The 18,554-nt window shown below is 48.2% G+C and carries 16 protein-coding genes, 1 tRNA gene and 1 pseudogene; 5 read left to right on the forward strand and 13 right to left on the reverse strand.

The window, feature by feature from the left end; all coding sequences use genetic code 11:
• Positions 1-39: 39 nt before the first annotated feature.
• Together frsA and crl are read left to right on the forward strand one after the other, a co-directional pair.
• Positions 40-1,283 (forward strand): annotated as a pseudogene (frsA, locus tag ACMGGU_RS02530) (esterase FrsA).
• A gap of 57 nt (positions 1,284-1,340) precedes the next feature.
• The gene (crl, locus tag ACMGGU_RS02535) at positions 1,341-1,742 is read left to right on the forward strand and encodes a sigma factor-binding protein Crl (RefSeq protein WP_008500249.1); all 402 of its coding nucleotides are present in this window, start codon (positions 1,341-1,343) and stop codon (positions 1,740-1,742) included.
• A gap of 160 nt (positions 1,743-1,902) precedes the next feature.
• On the opposite strand, the gene phoE is transcribed toward crl, so the two are convergent.
• Positions 1,903-2,955 (reverse strand): phosphoporin PhoE, encoded by a 1,053-nt coding sequence (gene phoE / locus ACMGGU_RS02540; protein WP_045909841.1) that lies wholly within the window; start codon positions 2,953-2,955, stop codon positions 1,903-1,905.
• Between the two features lie 304 nt (positions 2,956-3,259).
• On the opposite strand from phoE, the gene proB reads away from it, so the two are divergent.
• The 3 genes from proB to ACMGGU_RS02555 all read left to right on the forward strand — a co-directional run bounded on the left by proB (position 3,260) and on the right by ACMGGU_RS02555 (position 5,815).
• A complete protein-coding gene (gene proB / locus ACMGGU_RS02545) occupies positions 3,260-4,363 on the forward strand; it encodes a glutamate 5-kinase (RefSeq protein WP_021242883.1) in 1,104 nt (367 codons plus the stop codon).
• 11 nt (positions 4,364-4,374) lie between these two features.
• Complete coding sequence (gene proA / locus ACMGGU_RS02550; RefSeq protein WP_420300222.1) at positions 4,375-5,628, forward strand: glutamate-5-semialdehyde dehydrogenase; 1,254 nt, start codon at positions 4,375-4,377, stop codon at positions 5,626-5,628.
• 111 nt (positions 5,629-5,739) lie between these two features.
• A tRNA-Thr gene (locus ACMGGU_RS02555) sits at positions 5,740-5,815 on the forward strand.
• 433 nt (positions 5,816-6,248) lie between these two features.
• On the opposite strand, the gene ACMGGU_RS02560 is transcribed toward ACMGGU_RS02555, so the two are convergent.
• The 12 genes from ACMGGU_RS02560 to ACMGGU_RS02615 form a co-directional block, all read right to left on the reverse strand.
• Positions 6,249-6,875, reverse strand: coding sequence for a histidine phosphatase family protein (locus tag ACMGGU_RS02560; RefSeq protein WP_063439704.1), 627 nt, complete (start codon positions 6,873-6,875; stop codon positions 6,249-6,251).
• 6 nt (positions 6,876-6,881) lie between these two features.
• Positions 6,882-8,231 carry an iron-containing redox enzyme family protein gene (locus tag ACMGGU_RS02565; RefSeq protein WP_262796836.1) on the reverse strand — a complete coding sequence of 450 codons (1,350 nt, stop codon included), beginning with the start codon at positions 8,229-8,231 and terminating at the stop codon, positions 6,882-6,884.
• A gap of 186 nt (positions 8,232-8,417) precedes the next feature.
• On the reverse strand, positions 8,418-9,533 hold the full coding sequence (locus tag ACMGGU_RS02570; protein ID WP_196364967.1) for a nucleotidyltransferase family protein: 1,116 nt from the start codon (positions 9,531-9,533) through the stop codon (positions 8,418-8,420).
• The gene (locus tag ACMGGU_RS02575) at positions 9,523-10,704 is read right to left on the reverse strand and encodes an MFS transporter (protein ID WP_196364966.1); all 1,182 of its coding nucleotides are present in this window, start codon (positions 10,702-10,704) and stop codon (positions 9,523-9,525) included. Before ACMGGU_RS02575 ends, ACMGGU_RS02570 begins: the two co-directional genes overlap by 11 nt.
• Positions 10,701-11,759 carry a M14 family metallopeptidase gene (locus ACMGGU_RS02580; protein WP_196352006.1) on the reverse strand — a complete coding sequence of 353 codons (1,059 nt, stop codon included), beginning with the start codon at positions 11,757-11,759 and terminating at the stop codon, positions 10,701-10,703. Before ACMGGU_RS02580 ends, ACMGGU_RS02575 begins: the two co-directional genes overlap by 4 nt.
• Positions 11,760-11,773: 14 nt before the next feature.
• Positions 11,774-12,484, reverse strand: a complete 711-nt coding sequence (locus ACMGGU_RS02585; protein WP_196352007.1) for an iron-containing redox enzyme family protein — start codon at positions 12,482-12,484, stop codon at positions 11,774-11,776.
• The gene (locus ACMGGU_RS02590) at positions 12,477-13,529 is read right to left on the reverse strand and encodes a hypothetical protein (RefSeq protein WP_262796838.1); all 1,053 of its coding nucleotides are present in this window, start codon (positions 13,527-13,529) and stop codon (positions 12,477-12,479) included. Before ACMGGU_RS02590 ends, ACMGGU_RS02585 begins: the two co-directional genes overlap by 8 nt.
• 12 nt (positions 13,530-13,541) lie before the next feature.
• Positions 13,542-14,693, reverse strand: coding sequence for a pyridoxal phosphate-dependent aminotransferase (locus ACMGGU_RS02595; protein WP_420300223.1), 1,152 nt, complete (start codon positions 14,691-14,693; stop codon positions 13,542-13,544).
• Positions 14,690-15,661 (reverse strand): NAD(P)-dependent oxidoreductase, encoded by a 972-nt coding sequence (locus ACMGGU_RS02600; RefSeq protein ID WP_162791099.1) that lies wholly within the window; start codon positions 15,659-15,661, stop codon positions 14,690-14,692. The genes ACMGGU_RS02595 and ACMGGU_RS02600 overlap by 4 nt, the downstream gene beginning before the upstream one ends.
• Before the next feature lie 17 nt (positions 15,662-15,678).
• Complete coding sequence (locus tag ACMGGU_RS02605; RefSeq protein ID WP_029739717.1) at positions 15,679-16,455, reverse strand: hypothetical protein; 777 nt, start codon at positions 16,453-16,455, stop codon at positions 15,679-15,681.
• Positions 16,456-16,468: 13 nt separating this feature from the next.
• Complete coding sequence (locus ACMGGU_RS02610) at positions 16,469-17,407, reverse strand: U32 family peptidase (RefSeq protein ID WP_196760027.1); 939 nt, start codon at positions 17,405-17,407, stop codon at positions 16,469-16,471.
• A 23-nt stretch (positions 17,408-17,430) separates the two neighbouring features.
• On the reverse strand, positions 17,431-18,486 hold the full coding sequence (locus ACMGGU_RS02615) for a phosphotransferase family protein (RefSeq protein WP_395299828.1): 1,056 nt from the start codon (positions 18,484-18,486) through the stop codon (positions 17,431-17,433).
• Between the last annotated feature and the right edge of the window lie 68 nt (positions 18,487-18,554).

Below are 18,554 nucleotides of genomic sequence, written 5' to 3' on the forward strand. Positions count from 1 at the left end.
ACAATAGTCTTCATATGACGTATTCATGGAGGCAACGCAATGACGCAGGCGAATCTCACCGAGACACTTTTCAAACCCCGTTTCAAACACCCTGAAACGTCGACGCTGGTGCGTCGCTTTAATCCGGGGACCCAGCCTGCCGTCCAGTCCGCGTTAGACGGTAAAAACGTGCCCCACTGGTATCGTATGATTAACCGCCTGATGTGGGTCTGGCGCGGTATCGATCCTCGTGAAATCCTTGATGTTCAGGCGCGTATCGTGATGAGTGAAGCCGAGCGCACCGACAGCGAACTCTATGATACGGTGGTGGGGTACCGGGGGGAAACTGGATCTACGAGTGGTCTAAACAGGCGATGCTCTGGCAGCAAAAAGCCACCCAGGAAGAGGATGCCACGCGCAGCGGCAAGCACTGGCTGCATGCGGCCAATCTCTACGCCATTGCCGCGTATCCACATCTGAAAGGTGATGAGCTGGCTGAGCAGGCACAGGCGCTGGCGAATCGCGCTTACGAAGAGGCGGCTCAACGCCTGCCGGGCCAGATGCGCGAACTCGAGTTTACCATTCCGGGTGGGTCATCCATCACCGGGTTCCTGCATATGCCTGAAGGTGAAGGTCCGTTCCCGACCGTGCTGATGTGCGGCGGGCTGGACTCTCTGCAAATTGACTATTACAGCCTGTATGAGCGCTACTTCGCACCAAAAGGGATCGCGATGCTGACGCTGGATATGCCCTCAATCGGCTTCTCCTCCAAATGGAAACTGACTCAGGATTCCAGCCTGCTGCACCAGCATGCGCTAAAAGCGCTGGAAAACATCCCGTGGGTTGACCACACCCGCGTGGCGGCATTTGGCTTCCGCTTTGGCGCAAACGTCGCGGTGCGTCTGGCTTATCTTGAATCCTCCCGCCTGAAAGCCGTCGCTTGTCTTGGTCCGGTCGTTCACGCCCTGCTCAGCGATCCCGCCCGCCAGGGGAGCGTGCCTGAAATGTACCTTGATGTGCTGGCCAGCCGTCTTGGCATGCATGATGCATCAGACGAAGCGCTGCGCGTGGAGCTCAATCGCTACTCGTTAAAAACGCAAGGGTTACTGGGACGTCGCTGCCCAACGCCGATGCTGTCAGGGTTCTGGAAAAACGATCCGTTCAGTCCGGAAGAAGAGTCGCGCTTAATCACGTCGTCATCTGCGGATGGCAAACTGCTTGAGGTGCCGTTCAGCCCGGTCTATCAGAATTTCGATAAAGCTCTGAAAGAGATTACGCGCTGGATCGCTCAGAGATTGTGTTAATAGATTGCTAAATTTCGCTGGTTTGGTAAAACAGTGGCTTCACAAAAGGAGATCGCAATGACGTTACCGAGTGGACACCCGAAAAGTAGATTGATTAAGAAGTTCATGGCTCTTGGCCCGTATATTCGAGAAGAGCAGTGTGAAGAGAATCGCTTTTTTTTCGACTGCCTGGCTGTATGCGTCAACGTGAAGCCTGCACCCGAAAAACGTGAATTCTGGGGCTGGTGGATGGAAATGGAAGCAGAGGAAAAACGCTTTACGTATAGCTACCAGTTTGGCCTGTTTAATAAAGACGGTAACTGGCAGGCCACCACCATTAAAGATCAGGAAGTGATCGATCGCCTGGAATATACCCTGAAAGAGTTTCACGACAAAGCGAGCGCACTGCTGGCCACCCTGGACCTTAAGTTCGAGCCAGCGGATGATTTTTCCAGCGAAGCGGTGAAGCTGACTGCCTGATAGCGTCACAGTGCCGGGTGGCGGCTTCGCCTTACCCGGCCTACAAAAATGATGGTTTTCTCCCTCTCCCCGTGGGAGAGGGCCGGGGTGAGGGCACCAGCCCGCATTAATCCCCGAAATAAAAAAAACCGGCACCAGGCCGGTTTTTTATTTCGCATCATTAGAACTGGTAGGTCATACCCAGGGCAACGATATCATCGCTGCTCACGCCCAGTTTATTTTTGTCGTCAATCTGGTTGATTTTATAATCAACAAACGCGGACATATTTTTGTTGAAGTAATAGGTCGCGCCAACGTCAATATATTTCACCAGATCTTCGTCACCAATACCTTCGATATCTTTGCCTTTAGACTGGACATAACCCAGGGAAGGACGCAGACCGAAATCGAACTGATATTGTGCGACGACTTCAAAGTTCTGTGCTTTATTAGCAAATCCGCCAGAAATTGGCGTCATATTACGGGTTTCTGAATACATCGCTGCCAGATAAATATCGTTCGCGTCATATTTCAGACCGGTAGCCCAGGCTTCGGCTTTCTGCCCCTGGCCACGCGCCAGCAGGTTCTGCGCATTGGTGCGGTCAGAGTTCGTGTAAGCACCGCTGACGGCGAAATCGCTGCCGCCAAAGTCATAGCTCAGAGAGGTACCAAAACCGTCACCGTTCTGTTTCTTGGCGTCACGGTTTTCGTTTTTGCCCTGGTACTGCAAGGTCATGTCCAGGCCGTCAACCGCGCCGAAGAAGTCGGTGTTACGGTAGGTAGCAAGACCGGTCGCACGCTTGGTCATGAAGTTATCGGTCTGCGCGGAAGAGTCGCCGCCGAACTCAGGGAACATGTCGGTCCATGCTTCAACGTCATACAGGGCACCCAGGTTACGACCGTAATCCAGAGAACCAAAGTTTTTCAGCTTCAGGCCCGCGAACGCCAGACGGGTTTTCTGAGAGGAGTCGCTCTCGGCTTTGTTACCCGCAAATTCAGATTCCCAACGGCCATAGCCCGTCAGCTGATCGTTAATCTGGGTTTCGCCTTTAAAACCGAAACGAACGTAAGTCTGATCGCCATCTTTGGTGGCATCATCGCTGATGTAGTGCATGGCTTTCACTTTGCCGTACACGTCAAGCTTATTACCATCTTTATTATAAACTTCAGCTGCGTGAACGGATGCAGAAGCCACTACGCCCATAACCATTAATGCCAGAGTGCTCTTTTTCATTTTCGATCCTGTCTTATAAACGCGCTAAAAAATTCGCTGGACGATAAGCTCATGCTTAAGTCCCGTGAAAAAACAGGAAGGGTTTTATCGTTCTGGAATGAAACTTTTATGACAAACTAAGAATAATTTTAAAAAACTGTGATTTATTATTTCGGTAATAAAAGTGTCAAATTCTCCCGCTACGCTTCCTGATCCCGCGCAACAAAGTGTTTCGCGATGTGCTAAGGCAGTTGGCAACGGGGCTGACTCCTGCTAAAACGTTCGTTCGACATTACTTTCCCTTATCGTTGAACGGCAGAGAATCATGAGTGACAGCCAGACGCTGGTGGTAAAACTCGGTACCAGTGTTTTAACAGGCGGATCGCGCCGCCTAAATCGCGCCCACATTGTTGAGCTTGTACGTCAGTGCGCTCAGTTACATGCCGCAGGGCATCGTATTGTGATTGTGACCTCCGGGGCGATTGCCGCCGGGCGTGAACACCTGGGTTACCCCGAACTCCCCGCGACGATCGCCTCCAAACAGCTGCTGGCCGCCGTGGGACAAAGCCGACTCATTCAACTCTGGGAACAGCTGTTCTCTATCTATGGCATCCACGTCGGGCAGATGCTGCTGACGCGTGCGGATATGGAAGACCGAGAGCGCTTCCTGAACGCCCGCGATACCCTGCGCGCGCTGCTGGACAACAATATCGTTCCGGTCATTAACGAGAACGATGCCGTTGCTACCGCTGAAATCAAAGTGGGTGATAACGATAACCTCTCTGCGCTGGCCGCCATTCTGGCCGGCGCCGATAAATTACTGCTTCTGACCGATCAGCAGGGGTTGTTCACCGCCGATCCGCGCGCTAACCCGGAAGCTGAGCTGATTACCGACGTTCATGGTATCGACGATGCGCTGCGCGCCATTGCCGGTGATAGCGTGTCTGGCCTCGGAACGGGCGGGATGGGGACCAAGCTGCAGGCCGCCGACGTGGCGTGCCGCGCCGGTATCGACACCATCATTGCCGCGGGCAGCCGCCCTGGCGTGATTGGCGACGTGATGGAAGGCATCTCCGTTGGCACCCGCTTCCACGCTCAGGAATCCCCGCTGGAAAACCGTAAGCGCTGGATCTTTGGCGCGCCGCCTGCGGGCGAACTCGTCGTTGATGAAGGGGCGACCGCCGCGATTCTGGAACGAGGAAGTTCATTACTTCCTAAAGGAATTAAAAGCGTGACAGGCAACTTCTCCCGTGGTGAAGTGATCCGTATCCGTAACCTCGAAGGCCGCGACATCGCCCACGGCGTAAGCCGCTATAACAGCGATGCCCTGCGCCGCATCGCGGGTCACCATTCGCAGCAGATCGACGCCATTCTGGGCTATGAATATGGCCCGGTTGCCGTGCATCGCGATGACATGATTATTCGTTAAGGAGCCAGAACATGCTGGAACAAATGGGCGCCGCCGCGAAGGCCGCCTCTTATAAACTGGCGCTCCTTTCCAGCCGCGAGAAAAACCGCGTGCTGGAAAAAATCGCTGATTATCTGGAATCACAGTCCCAGGAAATTTTGCTCGCCAACGAGCAGGATTTACTGGAAGCGCGCCGCAACGGTCTGAGCGAAGCGATGCTCGACCGTCTGGCGTTGACCCCGGCCCGTCTGAAAGGCATCGCCGACGATGTTCGTCAGGTCTGCAATCTGGCCGACCCGGTAGGGCAGGTGATTGACGGTGGGCTGCTGGACAGCGGTTTACGCCTGGAGCGCCGCCGCGTGCCGCTCGGCGTTATCGGCGTTATTTATGAAGCACGTCCAAACGTGACGGTGGATGTTGCCTCCCTGTGCCTGAAAACCGGTAACGCCGCTATTCTGCGCGGTGGGAAAGAGACCTGGCGCACCAACGCCGCGACGGTGAAAGTCATTCAGCAGGCGCTGGAAGAGTGCGACTTACCGGCGGGTGCCGTGCAGGCAATTGAGAGCCCGGACCGCGCGCTGGTCAACGAAATGCTGCGCATGGACAAATACATCGACATGCTGATCCCACGCGGTGGCGCGGGCCTGCACAAGCTGTGCCGCGAGCAGTCGACGATTCCGGTGATCACCGGCGGTATTGGCGTGTGTCATATCGTGGTAGACGACAGCGCTGAGATTGCTCCTGCGCTGAAGATTATCGTTAACGCGAAGACCCAGCGTCCTAGCACCTGTAACACCGTTGAAACGCTGCTGGTGCATCAGGACATAGCGAACACCTTCCTGCCAGCCCTGAGCAAACAGATGGCAGAGAGCGGCGTGACGCTGCATGCTGACGCCAGTGCGCTCGCGCTGCTGCAGGATGGCCCGGCTAACGTCGTTCCCGTCAACGCGGAGCAGTACGACGACGAGTTCCTCTCACTGGATCTGAACGTGAAAATCGTGAGCGATCTTGACGACGCGATTGCGCACATCCGTGAGCATGGCACGCAGCATTCTGACGCCATCCTGACGCGTACGCTGCGCAATGCGGATCGCTTCGTGAACGAAGTGGATTCCTCTGCGGTTTATGTGAATGCCTCCACCCGCTTCACCGACGGCGGCCAGTTCGGCCTCGGCGCTGAGGTGGCGGTCAGCACGCAGAAACTGCACGCGCGCGGTCCGATGGGGCTGGAAGCGCTGACCACGTACAAGTGGATCGGCTTCGGCGACGATACGATTCGTGCGTAAATAATCACGGGTGATGCAAAAATAGCCGTTTGATTCAAAAGGGCATTGACGCATCACCCGGTTAGATCTAACCTTTTGCCCCGTGGTTACACTCGTAACCGGCCTCTCAGGGCCGATATAGCTCAGTTGGTAGAGCAGCGCATTCGTAATGCGAAGGTCGTAGGTTCGACTCCTATTATCGGCACCATTTCAAACTCTTCCCAAATATACCGAAATCAACTAAAAGCCCGTATACTGCGCTTTCTGGCCGCATCTTATCTCCTGATATCAACTTGCCGCCACGCGCAATCACGACATCGTGACGATCATCCTGAATGAGGACCGGGTGATTCCGGCGATATTTGAGGCCATGATCGGCGAGGGAGTCTATACGGATAGCTGGCGCAAGCGGGCACTGCCCGCGTCAGCACACTGCAGGCACTCAATAAGCCATACCCTGGGTGATGTTCTGGCGGAGCCTGCCGCGTTGTGCTTCGGAATGGGCAGGAAACCGGGCAACGCGCGTTGCTGATATTGGTGTCGTACACGCTTATCTATTACAAGCAGCCAGAGAGCAGGATTCGGTGACGCTTAACCGTCTCTCAGATACTGGCGCACCGCGCTTGTCTTTCCCCATTTGTTCACTCAGCACTGGACAGCTTAAGCAAGTGGGAAGCGATCCCCCAACGGAGGGTCATATCCTCCCCTCCGCCCGCCTCCAGCACGGTATAACTCGCGTTCGGTTGTGCGTAGCGGTTGAAATGATCGATGTTTCCCTCTTTAAGCAACGCAAGCATACCCTGCATGACATGTCCGTGAGTGACAACACAGAACGTCTGATGCGTTGTGGTTGCCATCTTCTTGTGCAAAAAATGGATAATACGCTGAGAAGCGTGGGCAAGCGACTCGCCGCCAGGAGGACAAAACGCGGCATTCTGTGAAAATAACGCGAGAAACTGACTCGGATATTCCTGCTCTAATTGTGCCTTCGTCATGCCTTCATATTGACCAAATGACTGTTCTTTTAGGGCCTCTTCGATCACCAGCGGGCACTGAAAATGGCCCGCCAGTGCCTGACCCATTTTCCACGCACGTCCAAGAGGTGAAGTAAAGACACATTCCACCGGATAAGCAGCATCCGTTAAAGCCGTCAGTAATGCCGATGTTTCCAGCGTGCCGCGGGCAGTCAACGGGCTATCCTTGTGTCCCTGGATAACACCGTGCTGATTCCATTCTGTTTCTGCATGCCGCACTAAAATCACTTTCATTAGAAATTACAATTGCTCCAGTAGCTGGCCTGCATCCACAAGAGGCAATGATGGCAAGGCATGCCATGCATTCCAGATTGACCCAATTATATCCTCTTCACGGTAGTCCGAAACGGTACCCTGAACGAGCTGTTCAAGCCATTCAAGCGTATTCGTATAACGAGCAAGATCTGTACAGGCGGTTTTCCAGAGAACATTCTCCAGCATTAGCATTAACAACTCTTCGTCTTTATTGATATCAAATTCAAACACTGGAAGTTGCTTAAGCGTGCACAGCGTCTTCACCAGCTTATCACTTTGTGACAGCGTGGCCCTGGGGATTGCAATCGGTAATGTGCTCATTTTCAACTGAGGAAGCATTTCACTCAGTGTTTGCAGGAAAAGCACCTTATCCACGCCGGCAAAGCTAATGCCGCCTAAGAGCCAGGGTGTAATAGCCCGGCGTATAGCATAAAATTCACGGACAGCTTTCTTGGCAATAACTAAATCATTTACGCTAAGAGCATTAATATGCGAGAAAATTTCACGCCCTTCATTACCATGCTCACCTTCAATATTAATCTTCTCATGGACTATCTGGCTACGTATTGCTTCTGGAGCGAGACCGGAGTTCTCCAGTACGTCAATATAGGCCTGACTTTCTTCACTGGTCCCTTCCATCAGTGCCACCAGCGTGACGAAGGTCGGCAAATGAAAATGAGCCGCTTTGAGTAACATGGCCATTGTAGCCTCAGTGCAGAGATGAGGACTGGTAGATTCAATTTCCTCGTCGCTCATCCCAAAACCCAGTAACGACCGGCGCAGTAATTTTTCATGACCGACTTCATCAAAGAAGAAGTCACGGATCGCCATAGTCAGGTCGTCATTACCATAGTCGCGCAAAGATGCGGTTAGTACCCGTTCTGCAGCCCGAGTGACATGGTAATATTCAACGGACCAGCGCTTTAACGCCGCGTCGTCTATAGTTTTGGTAAATACTTTGCGGCTGAATTCATCCTGTTCAAAAGCAGGTAAAACAATATTGTAATAATAATTCTCAATCTCACAGATAAACGCCTTGCCTGAAATAACGTCATTTACAGATTGGGCGTCAGAAAGTAGATGTTGCTCATCGAGCATAGTGAGAAAATCATTAACCGTATATGGCTGCATTGCCGAACCCAGCCTTTCATTCAGCGCTGGAACATTAATATCTGCATCCGTTAAATGTTTAAGAATATCTCCGGCGGCCTGGGCCATTATTTCATTCTCAAAATCAATGGTAAAACTCTCGCTGGGAGTAATAAAAATAACTTGCTGGCGATCGAGTCGATAGGTGATATCTTTTGCGAGGCATGGATTATTTTGATAAATCATAAAGAAACCCTCAAAAAGTAAAGGCACTCTATCGAAACAGAGTGCCTGGTTTGATCTATTACAGACGAGCGTTCATTACTGGAATAACACGACGAGTAACTTTCATGTTAGTCTCCTTGTTGAAGGTTAATAATCCTCGAAGAGGGCCTGTTTTCATACGCCGATTTTCGGGTTAAATACCCAAAACTAATAAATAAAGCGGTCACAAATCTTATAACGTTCCAGAACCGTGAAACCTGCATTCGCTGGCTCATATTTAGCAACAACAGGCATTCCTTTTTCCATCCACCACGTCATTTCTTCGGTAGAATATTTTCTTGTCGTCTGCCTCGGTGAATCGTAAAGCAAGCCGTGAAGCTGTACCAGTTCATCGAAATCCTGACGAGCCATCCCAGACTGTTGCTGATAAGGCCATGACTGATGTTCAATAATAGAATAATGTCCATCCCAGCGTACCGCGTGGTATTGCTCATACAGCCATGCCAGAAGAGGAGGCATTGGCTCATGAATTTCCTTCTGCCAAAAATCAGCCAGCAATAATAACGGCGCTTCAAGTTTAGCCTGTTTTAATAAGTTGCTTAAAGAATCCCATTCCTCTTTTTTTATCAGATTAAACGTCAGCTTTACATCCATCATGTCACGCAATGTGAATTTTTTTGTCACACCATCACGGAAAGTAAATTCAGCAATCAATAATACAACCAATCTCATTGCTTCTGTCAAGGCGCATAATTGATTAAAATATAAATTTGAAAAATTTGACACAGGAAATGCATTAAAATGAATCTCAACATACACATCATCAAGAGCACGTTCGCCAGCATTATTCCTCAGTCGAAACTTGGCAGAACTTGCAATGCTGTTATTCGTTTTCCGCACCCAGACAAACATTTCTTTGAAGCCAAGAGACAAAAGATAATCATGTGCCTCGATAAAGTCTTTTTCATTTTTATATAAGATATCAACATCACGAGATTCACGCTGAAAACCTTGAGGATAAAAATGCTTAAAACTTTCCCCCTTAAGGGTTATCAGAGAATCAGACTTACATTTCTGCGTTAGTCTTGCAAGTAATTTCTCATGCAGCAAGGTTTTTTTTCGATAGATATCCAGTCTTTTTTGCGCCCATGAAGAAAGTGTATTTTCTTTGCACCAAAATTCAAGCCAGGCATAAAGTAATTTATTTCGATACAGTTCTTCCCAGTGTTCTTCATCGATAGACGGTAATACAGCATCGCGACCAGAAATAAGATACTGACTGAAATAATCGTAGAAGCTCAACAATTCTTTATTAAATTTCATAGACAGATTTCCTGTGTGATTTCAGTGCCCATATGGTAACGGGAACAGTTAACACTAACTCAACGACTGCTGTGAGTAGATAGACCTGCCGTACCCCCATCCGCCAGGCTATATACCCACCAATCAAGGTCGCGACAGGGATCCCACTTTTCACAAGAGCCCCTGAGATACCTAGCGTGGTCCCATAGCTGGCAGGATCAGAACAGAGCTGGCGTAATGTTCGAAATGAGACCGCTGAAATCACTATCGATAGTGATTCGATAAACATTGAAATCACCAGTACTGGGTAGCTGTTTAGTTCATAAACAAGGAAATAGAGCAGTGCGTTGATGAGCATTGACGCCACCAGAAGCCCCAGCAGCATTGAGGGCCTTTTACTGATAAAACCTAACAGCCATGCCCCGACAATGCCCCCCACCCCTGCTGCTGTAATGATACTCCCAGTATCAAGAGCGCTCAGCTTTAACTCATGGGTAGCGTAGAAAACCATCAATGTCGCTGGTACAGTTTCGACAGCATTCACGAGCAAAATAATAAATGAGAGATGCATCAAAGCACGGTTCGCTCTGAATGCCTTAATTCCCTCCTTAACACGTAAGAAAAACAGCGAATACCAGGGCTGGTGCACGCCTTCCCTTTTTTCATAACGAGGGGTAATCAGCGACACCCCAAAAGAGAAACCAATTAGCAGAAACAGCGTCCACTGCAAAGACCAGGTTAGCGCCCATCCCATTGCAAGGGGAATAACGACGGTAACAATCTGTTCAAACAGTGATGTTCTCGTATTAAAATCGCCCCATTTTTCTTTTGGCAGCACATCATAAGCAGTTCGGCTAGTCCCTGCAGAGACGCTGTAGGCAACAGCCGACATAATAAATAGCGCGACATAAAGCGCCTGGATAGGTAACCAGTTGTTATAGACCAGGACCATCAACCCCAGCGGGAGTATATGGAGATAAAGACTCCAGCGCATAATGATCCCCGCCCCCCAGGAATCAATTGAAGCCCCAACAATAATACCAACCACAATATATGGAACGTATTCCATCGCACGGTAAGTGGCGAAGACATCAGCATCGGCAATCTGCTGAGCCAGAAAAATGGGAATCAGCACCGAGAGGCCGACAGCGATAATTTTGGAGTAGGTAAATTGCAAGAGTAGCCGGGTCATGAAGATACCTCCTGCACCGGGCAAGAAGCATTCAGAACTTTGATGGCACCCTCTACCGTCTCGTAAATAGCCTCTCTGGCCTGTGCCAGCCATTGAGGATCCGAGGGGAAAAATACCTCGCGAAATTCCTCTCGTACCTTGTCGTATTGTGGTCCGGAACTGATCTGCCGTTGCCATAACCAGTTCTCTCGCTGCATCGCAATCATGACTTCCAGCGCTGGACTGGTACCTAGCTCCAGAACATAACCTTCTGCCCGACCGCCTGGAAAAAGGCTATCGACATAGCCGGTCAGCGTGCCCTGGAGTAGAGAGGAAACCGCATTATGACTGGCGTGATTAATGGCCTGAGCGAGAACCGGCTCTTTGCCGATACCACGTCCACCTTCACGGATGATACTTAGTTGTCCCTTTTCACCCAGCCCCGTATGAATATCGAGCACCAGAAAATGGCGGAACTGGCGGGATAAGGTCAGGCATACTTCGCGTACAGCTATCTGGCTCGGCGTGATCTTATCCCCGCCATAAAAGAGTCCTTCAGGGTGATGATACTGCCCGCTGGTGATCACCGACTGTACACGTTGAAGCCCGTCGTGCGTAATCCATTCAAGCAACTTTGATCGAAGCTGCGACTGGTCGGGTAGCTCAGAGCCAGCAGGACAAATTATTTCACGCGCGCGATCATAATCCCTGTTGCGCTGGGGGACAGACCCACCAATAAAATTTCTATTGAGATCGATATTTGTTTCATTCACTCGCCGAAGCTCATGCATACCCCAGGGATTGACGGCATGCACCAGGCAAATCGCTATATGTTTTGGCGTTGGGAAATCCCTGAGAAGGGTTTCCTGTATAAGTGCACCAGGTAGTCCCTCAACGCCATGCACACCAGAAAAAACAACAATGCAGGTGTTCGCCTGAAGATCACCGAGCACCGTATACGTTAAATGAAGAGCACTACCGTCCTGCCCCAGTGTCACGGGGATCTGTGTTACTTCTACTCCACGTTGCTGCGCAAGACGACTAAATTGCGCTCTGCTTTCGGTATACATGCTCATGTTACATCACTCCATCAGGCCACATTATCGATATCAGATTGATCAAAGGTCAGATGATAGAGCTCTTCGTAATACATAACGAAAAGCTTGTAGACATTATCAATATGCGAAAGGATCTTCTCTTCATCTTCAGGAAGATTCGCTGTTTTGACCAACACATCCCAGACAAAGTCGACATGATCATCATCATCGTCATGATCAACATGTGCGCGCTGACCTCTGACATACTCTTTGCCCATAACCTGCTCAATATTGTCAATAATATCGGGTTGCGTTTTTTCAGATGCTGATTCAATAAAATACGAACTGCAGAGTGATGCTAACGGGCGACCTTCATGTTCAAGACCGTAATAGAAATATCCCTGAAGCAACTTTGTGGATAGAAGTGGCTCGGTTGAATAAATCTCATCTGGTGACACGCCAACTTTCTTCAAATCAGCAGCAAACATGGAATCATGAAGCATTTCATCACCCGTATACTCGCACCAGCGTTTGGCAAGTCGCGGATCGGTTTTTGTAAAATAATGAATAGTTAAACCATCAATCGTACGCTTCATCCGCAAACGCAGAATTATTTCAATTAAATTACGTTTGTAATATTCAAGATTAATATTTTTGGCGTCTTTCTGGTGTGATGCGCCAGGCACAGTAGTAAGAAATTTATTTACACGATCTGCAATAAATTTATCGACCCGCTGTCTGAATTCACTATGATTATTACTCATAAAACCCCTCAGTCGTGTTATGCATTGAACTGTTGAATGGAACGTGTTTACCTTTACCTGCAAGCCAGTCATCAAGTCCATCACCACGCATTAATGCAAACTCCAGCGAGTAACTGTGATGAATCAAGTTGGTACAAATAATCATGAATGCAACATTGCTGAGGTGGATATCAAGCTTGTGAAGCTTGTTCTCCAGTTCCCTCACGGATAACGCTTTACCCGCGGGCATGCCATGCAAAAGCCACTGTTCAATGTCAGCAAGCAATAGGTTAGCCTCTGTCGGAAACGGGCAAGTGCTGACTGAAGATTGTAGTTCTTCCAGCGCCTTGGGCCAGTTGAAATCATTTTCAGAAAAGCGTGATGTTTTTCCATCTAAATAATCAGCAAGTTGTGCCGATTTATTTTCATGAAAATTATCAACAATCTCCTGAAAAAAATCATGGCGTTCCTCTGAACTAAACAGTATTCCAGATTCCCTGATAATATCAGCGGGCTCATCTGTGGTATGGACAAATTTAAATAAACGATTATGACTCTTCAAAATCGCTCGTAACTGATCTGGCTTATGTAATTCCGGTAAAGAACTTCCCTTCAGGGATTGAAGGCGTACCGTACCCGGCAACTCACGCTCCTGGCTATTATCACGAAAAACAACCATAGTACAATCGTCACTGGTAAGCAGCTTTTCATTAAGAAAAATTCGGTCCAGTGAAAACTGATTCAGTTGATAGCGCCAGTCTTCCCGCATTGTCCAGTGATTATAACGAAACTCTCGCCACGTAATCGGCGTAAAGTTTTGGCGCTGCAAATAATCAAGCGCAGCCTGACATTTCCTGGCCATGAATGCATCGGGTTTGAATACCAGAACAGCAATATTTTGCAAATAGGAGACGGTATTTTCACCAAAAATCTTCCGCGCGTCACTCCAGGCTTCCCTGAAGTATACATCTCGAGAATAAAATATTTTTTTCTCCGGCATGACAGTTAGACCTTCCCAACTATCATGACCAACCTCATCAATAATATCTTCACCGGTATTATACATTAAGGACATCACTTACCTCCGACTGAACCAGGAAATAAGAATCTCAGATGCTGAGGTTATCGTCGCCAAATCTGCAGCAAAGGAAAAACGAATGAATTTGTGCCCATTATAAGGGTCAAAATCAACACCCGGGGTAATGGCAACTCCCGTTTCCTCAAGTAACTGTTTACAGAAAGCCACACTGTCATGGGTTAAATGTGATACATCAGCGTAGATATAAAAAGCCCCCTGAGGGTAGGTAATGTTGTGTAATCCACACTCTTTCAATGCTGCATACAGGATATCTCTTTTTTGTTGATATCCGGATACATATTCGTCCATTTGCTGATACGCTTTAAAAGCGTGAATGGCGCCCACCTGGCTCAGCGTTGAGGTAGCGATAAACAGATTCTGGATCAGTCGTTCAACGGTTCGCAGCCAGTTATCCGGTACAATCATCCAGCCAATGCGCCAGCCTGTCATCGAGAAGTATTTTGAAAAACTATTGACCACAATCGCTTTCTCGGAATATTGACGTGCGCTGGTTGCTTTAGTACCGAAAGTAATACCATGATATATTTCGTCTGAAATCAGAGTAATAGCGTTACTGTCACAATACACCGCCAGTTCATCCAGCACAGCAGCGTCATACATGGTACCGGTAGGATTATTCGGTGATGAAACAATGATTCCGTCTACCGGCTCCGTCAGGTCCCTGAGATGACGCGCAGTAATCAAATAATCAGTCTCCGTGGTGACGTGAATATCAACCGGGATTAAATCTAGTGCTAATAAAATGTTGCGATAACAGGGGTAGCCCGGAACCGGTACAGCAACCCGAGCCCCTTTGTCAAAGCCTGACAAAAATGCCAGGATAAACGCAGCCGATGAGCCCGGGGTGACAATAATGTTTTCAGCTGGGACTGAGATCCCGTAAAAATCAGCATAATGCTGAGAAATATTTTCACGCAGTGCACTCAGCCCTGCAGCGACCGTATAACCCAGCGTCTGTTGCGGTAATGCGATTTTTAATGCCTCAATGACGGGGGCCGGGGCGGAGGTACCAGGTTGCCCCACCTCGAGGTGCCATACGATCTTGCCGTGGGCCTCGCGTTCGGCAGCTGCCTGCATAACGTCCATAACAACAAAAGGTGAGATATCTGAACGTTGGGATAAAGATTTCACGCCTGGTTCTCCTGTAATACGTATTCAGCACTATTGCACGACTCCTCGTTGATATAACGCGCAAGGATCGCGGCCCGATCGGCGATGACCTTTCTGGTCCAGGCCGAAATATGTGGGGTCATGTCGACATTATCGAGTTGCCTAAAATCTGCCGCTGATGGTCTTAATGCCTGGTCTCCTTTTTGAGGATAAAACTGCCATACATCGATGACAGCTCGGCCGATTTTTCTGTCGTGGCAGGCTGCGGCCAGGGCCTCATAATTTACACATTCAGCCCGGGCGATATTAATGAGTAATGTATCCGGCTCCATCATAGTGATGGCGTGCTGGTCAATAATATTTTGGGTATCTTTATCAACACCACAAGCGACAATTACGACATCACATCCCCGGATAAAGTCATCCCGTTCAGTTCGTGGGAAAAACAAAACTGAACCTGAGGTTTCGTATGGATAGCGCGTCAGGCAGCGACAGGATGAGCCAAAGAACGAAAAAACCTCAATCACCTTGCGACCAATTCTCCCACCACCGATAACACCAACAGTGAGTTCATTGAGTTGTTTTCGCGCAATGCCTCCCAGCCGTGAACAATCCCGCCAGTCATAGCTGGATTTAAACCTTTCCCCAATACTATCCAGTTCTCGGAAATATGAGATGACGTAACTGAGAATATATTCCGATACGGCCATCTCGTGTGCTGCACAAGTTAAAACCTCAACATTCTCAGGTAATTGTGAAAAGTTAATTTTATCAACGCCAATTCCCGGAACAAGAACCTTTTTAAGACTGCTGGTTACAAAACGCTGGTCAAATACCATGGATACTAAAATATCTGTATTCTGACAATGAGAGGCAATCTCCGCGTCTGTCGCAGACTCATCCAAAAAGGTCATAACGTGCTTTTCTGCACACAAATGCATCTGGCGGCTCAAGTAGCAGGCCATATTTCCAAAGAAAAAAATTTTCACTCGCTCTCCAAAAATCATTATATGACTTTGAATCGGCTGTATAGCTGTGCTCTCGCATTAGCATCAGAAAGATGCAATATACAGATCATCCGGTCTGACAGTGTCAGGTTGGCGGAGAAAAACTCATTAACAACAGCATCACGGCATTGTGGCATTTGTTGATAGAAATCATCAGGCACTTCACCACTTGCGTTATATATCACACCATTTTTTTTATTATATCTAAATCCAGGATGCAGATAGTTAGCCAGTTGTATAGAGAAGTCAGCCAGTTCGTTATCATTGCTCAATAATATCTGCGGAAAGAAAGCAGAATTTTGAATATCTGAAAAAGAAGCAAGTATTTTGAAAGAACGAGGGTTAACGGTTTTCAAAATAATATACTCATAATCCAGGCCTATTTTTTGAGACAATGTCGAAAAGAGACTTTGCAATATGGAATAAGTGACGCGAGTTCCATGTTGTTTTTCCGATATCAGCAATGTGTAAAGCATGATACATGTTTTACCGGCGATCTCAGCGACGTTGCAGCTTAAAAAACCACAACATTCATTTGTCTCTTTTGTATAGCAAAATAAGCACAGATCAGTCCTGGCAATGGTTTCAGGCTTGGCCATAAAGTAACTGTTAACCTTATGCTGTGGCATTGCCAACGCCAGCTCTCTTACCGCCTTCTCAATGTAGTCTGCTCCTGGCTTTTCAGGCCCAAATATGTCGACGTACACCGATCCTCTTTGCATCATTTCGTAGAGCCCAGCACTGCTGGAGCTCTCGCGGGCATGAGATACTTTCATTACGATGCAACCATTACATCTGCTGTGGTAAGCAAACCGTAGGATCTGCGTGGTCAATTTTTTGTAGTTCAGGTGCAACCTGCTGAAGATGATCCAGTACCAGGCCCAGGCGACGCACACGTTCTTTGGCAACCGGCGCACCAACGCTGTCATAAGGATGGGATTGAGCGCTTGCGCCGACTTTCAGATACATCGGGGCAGCAATCTGAGCCAGTTCACCCACTTCATAGAAACGCAGATACCCACCTTTTGATGCATAGACATCAATCGGAATATCAATCACCAGGTCCGGGTTGAAACGTCGTATTTCGTACATCGTAGCGAGAGAAAGATCATGGGCTGTAGTAATACTGTCAGCCCCCGCATCAGCCATCAGACGAGCAATAATAGCGTTGGTTACCATGCAATGTGAGGACGTTTTAAACTTCATATTTGCAGGCAGGATCTCTTTTTTACGAAGCTCATTAAGAATAAACAGCACACCCGGATCGTAAACGATGAGGCCACGGCAGCCCAGCTCACTCAAGCGCAGCGCTTCTTCAATGGAGTGCGAAATGGCATCATTGTTATTGAGCTGGCGACCCTGTTCCATTCCGAACTCGGTACGGTAAAAAGAGGACTTAACATCATATTCCGGGCGCGGTCCCAGACCGAAGAGCATGCCATAGTTATTTTCATGACACAGTTGTAGCATTTCTTTAATTTCACGGTCGGAACGCAAAAAAGAGCCATGCGTTTCATTAAACCGGGTGCAATAGATTTCGCTTTCGCGCAGTGCCGAGACTATTGTTTCCAGCATCATCAGATTATTGACTGCAGGTATTTCTACACCATATTGCCCCCCCTTCGGAAATGAACGCCCCGAAGGCTCTAAGGTCACATCATCAGAAAAAGGAAAACCATTATCACGGAGAATAGTCCGCGCTTTATCAGCACTACGTTTTAAGCTCATATTTAATCCTTCCTGTATGAAAACTAATGTGTGAATGCAACTTCGTTAAAAATGAAATCAAGAGAAAACAGATTCTTAGTTAAAAGGTTAAGGGCTTTCTTTCTAATTGTATTTTTATGGCACTCATTCAGATAGTGCAGCGTTGACTTCCCGTCAACTCTTGCCAGCATCAGTACTGGAATGAGTGCCGCTATCCGTTTCTCAAGTCCCGTACGATCTTCCCAGTTCACTTTTTGCAGATATGACGTAGCAAGCAGTCTGGACATCAAGATAAAACGGGCATCCCCTAACCGATAAAATTTTAATAGCAAATGATTAATACAAAATGCGATATCAAAAGCCGGATCAGCATAACAGGCACATTCTGCATCTAAAAAAACGGGTTTCGAATCACGATTAAGAATATTTTTTGGACTCAAATCCCCATGTATCACCGAGATACGATTCGCCAGAACCGACTCGCCAATCTCAACGAGGCGTTCACTCATGTCTGGAAATGTGTCGATCAGTGCAAAGATATATGGCTCAATGCGCGTCGCACGTAAAATGTCAGCACTATTAAACTCTCTGGCATAATTCTGGCTACCTGCCGTCATCTCGTGAAAAATGGCAATTTGCTCACCTAATTGTTGAACAAATAGCAAGTCGAACCGCCCAGAGAACAGCTGCCTTTGCCAGACTTCAGCTTCAGTAACGTCTATGTACTGAGTCACTAACAGCGGTTTTTTTTCATCAAAATAATAAACGTGAGGAACACTTTCCGCTGACACACGGCTGGCCATTTCCAGCCATAAATTCTCATAAAATGCTCGTTTTAGCGGGGCTGACCAGTTCTTCTGAACCCGTAATGTTGCTAAAGGCTGTTTAATAACATAACGCTTAAGATTATTCCCTTGCAGGCAATCCATAAGCCATACATCGGAGGAAACGCCTCCCTGAAGTCGTCTTACATTTTGTCTGGAAAACAATTCAATGCCAGTGCCATTCATTAACTCAAGCACGTAATCAACTTCATCAGAATCAATTTCTACAATTCCCCCAGCATGGGGAAATGGCATATCGGTATCCATTAGAGCCATAACATTGTCCGGTTGGATTTTGGCGTTTGTTATTTACAAGCTGTATCAGTGAGCGAATTTGAATCTAC

This window comes from Enterobacter sp. BNK-8, assembly GCF_048685095.1.
Lineage (GTDB): Bacteria > Pseudomonadota > Gammaproteobacteria > Enterobacterales > Enterobacteriaceae > Enterobacter > Enterobacter quasiroggenkampii.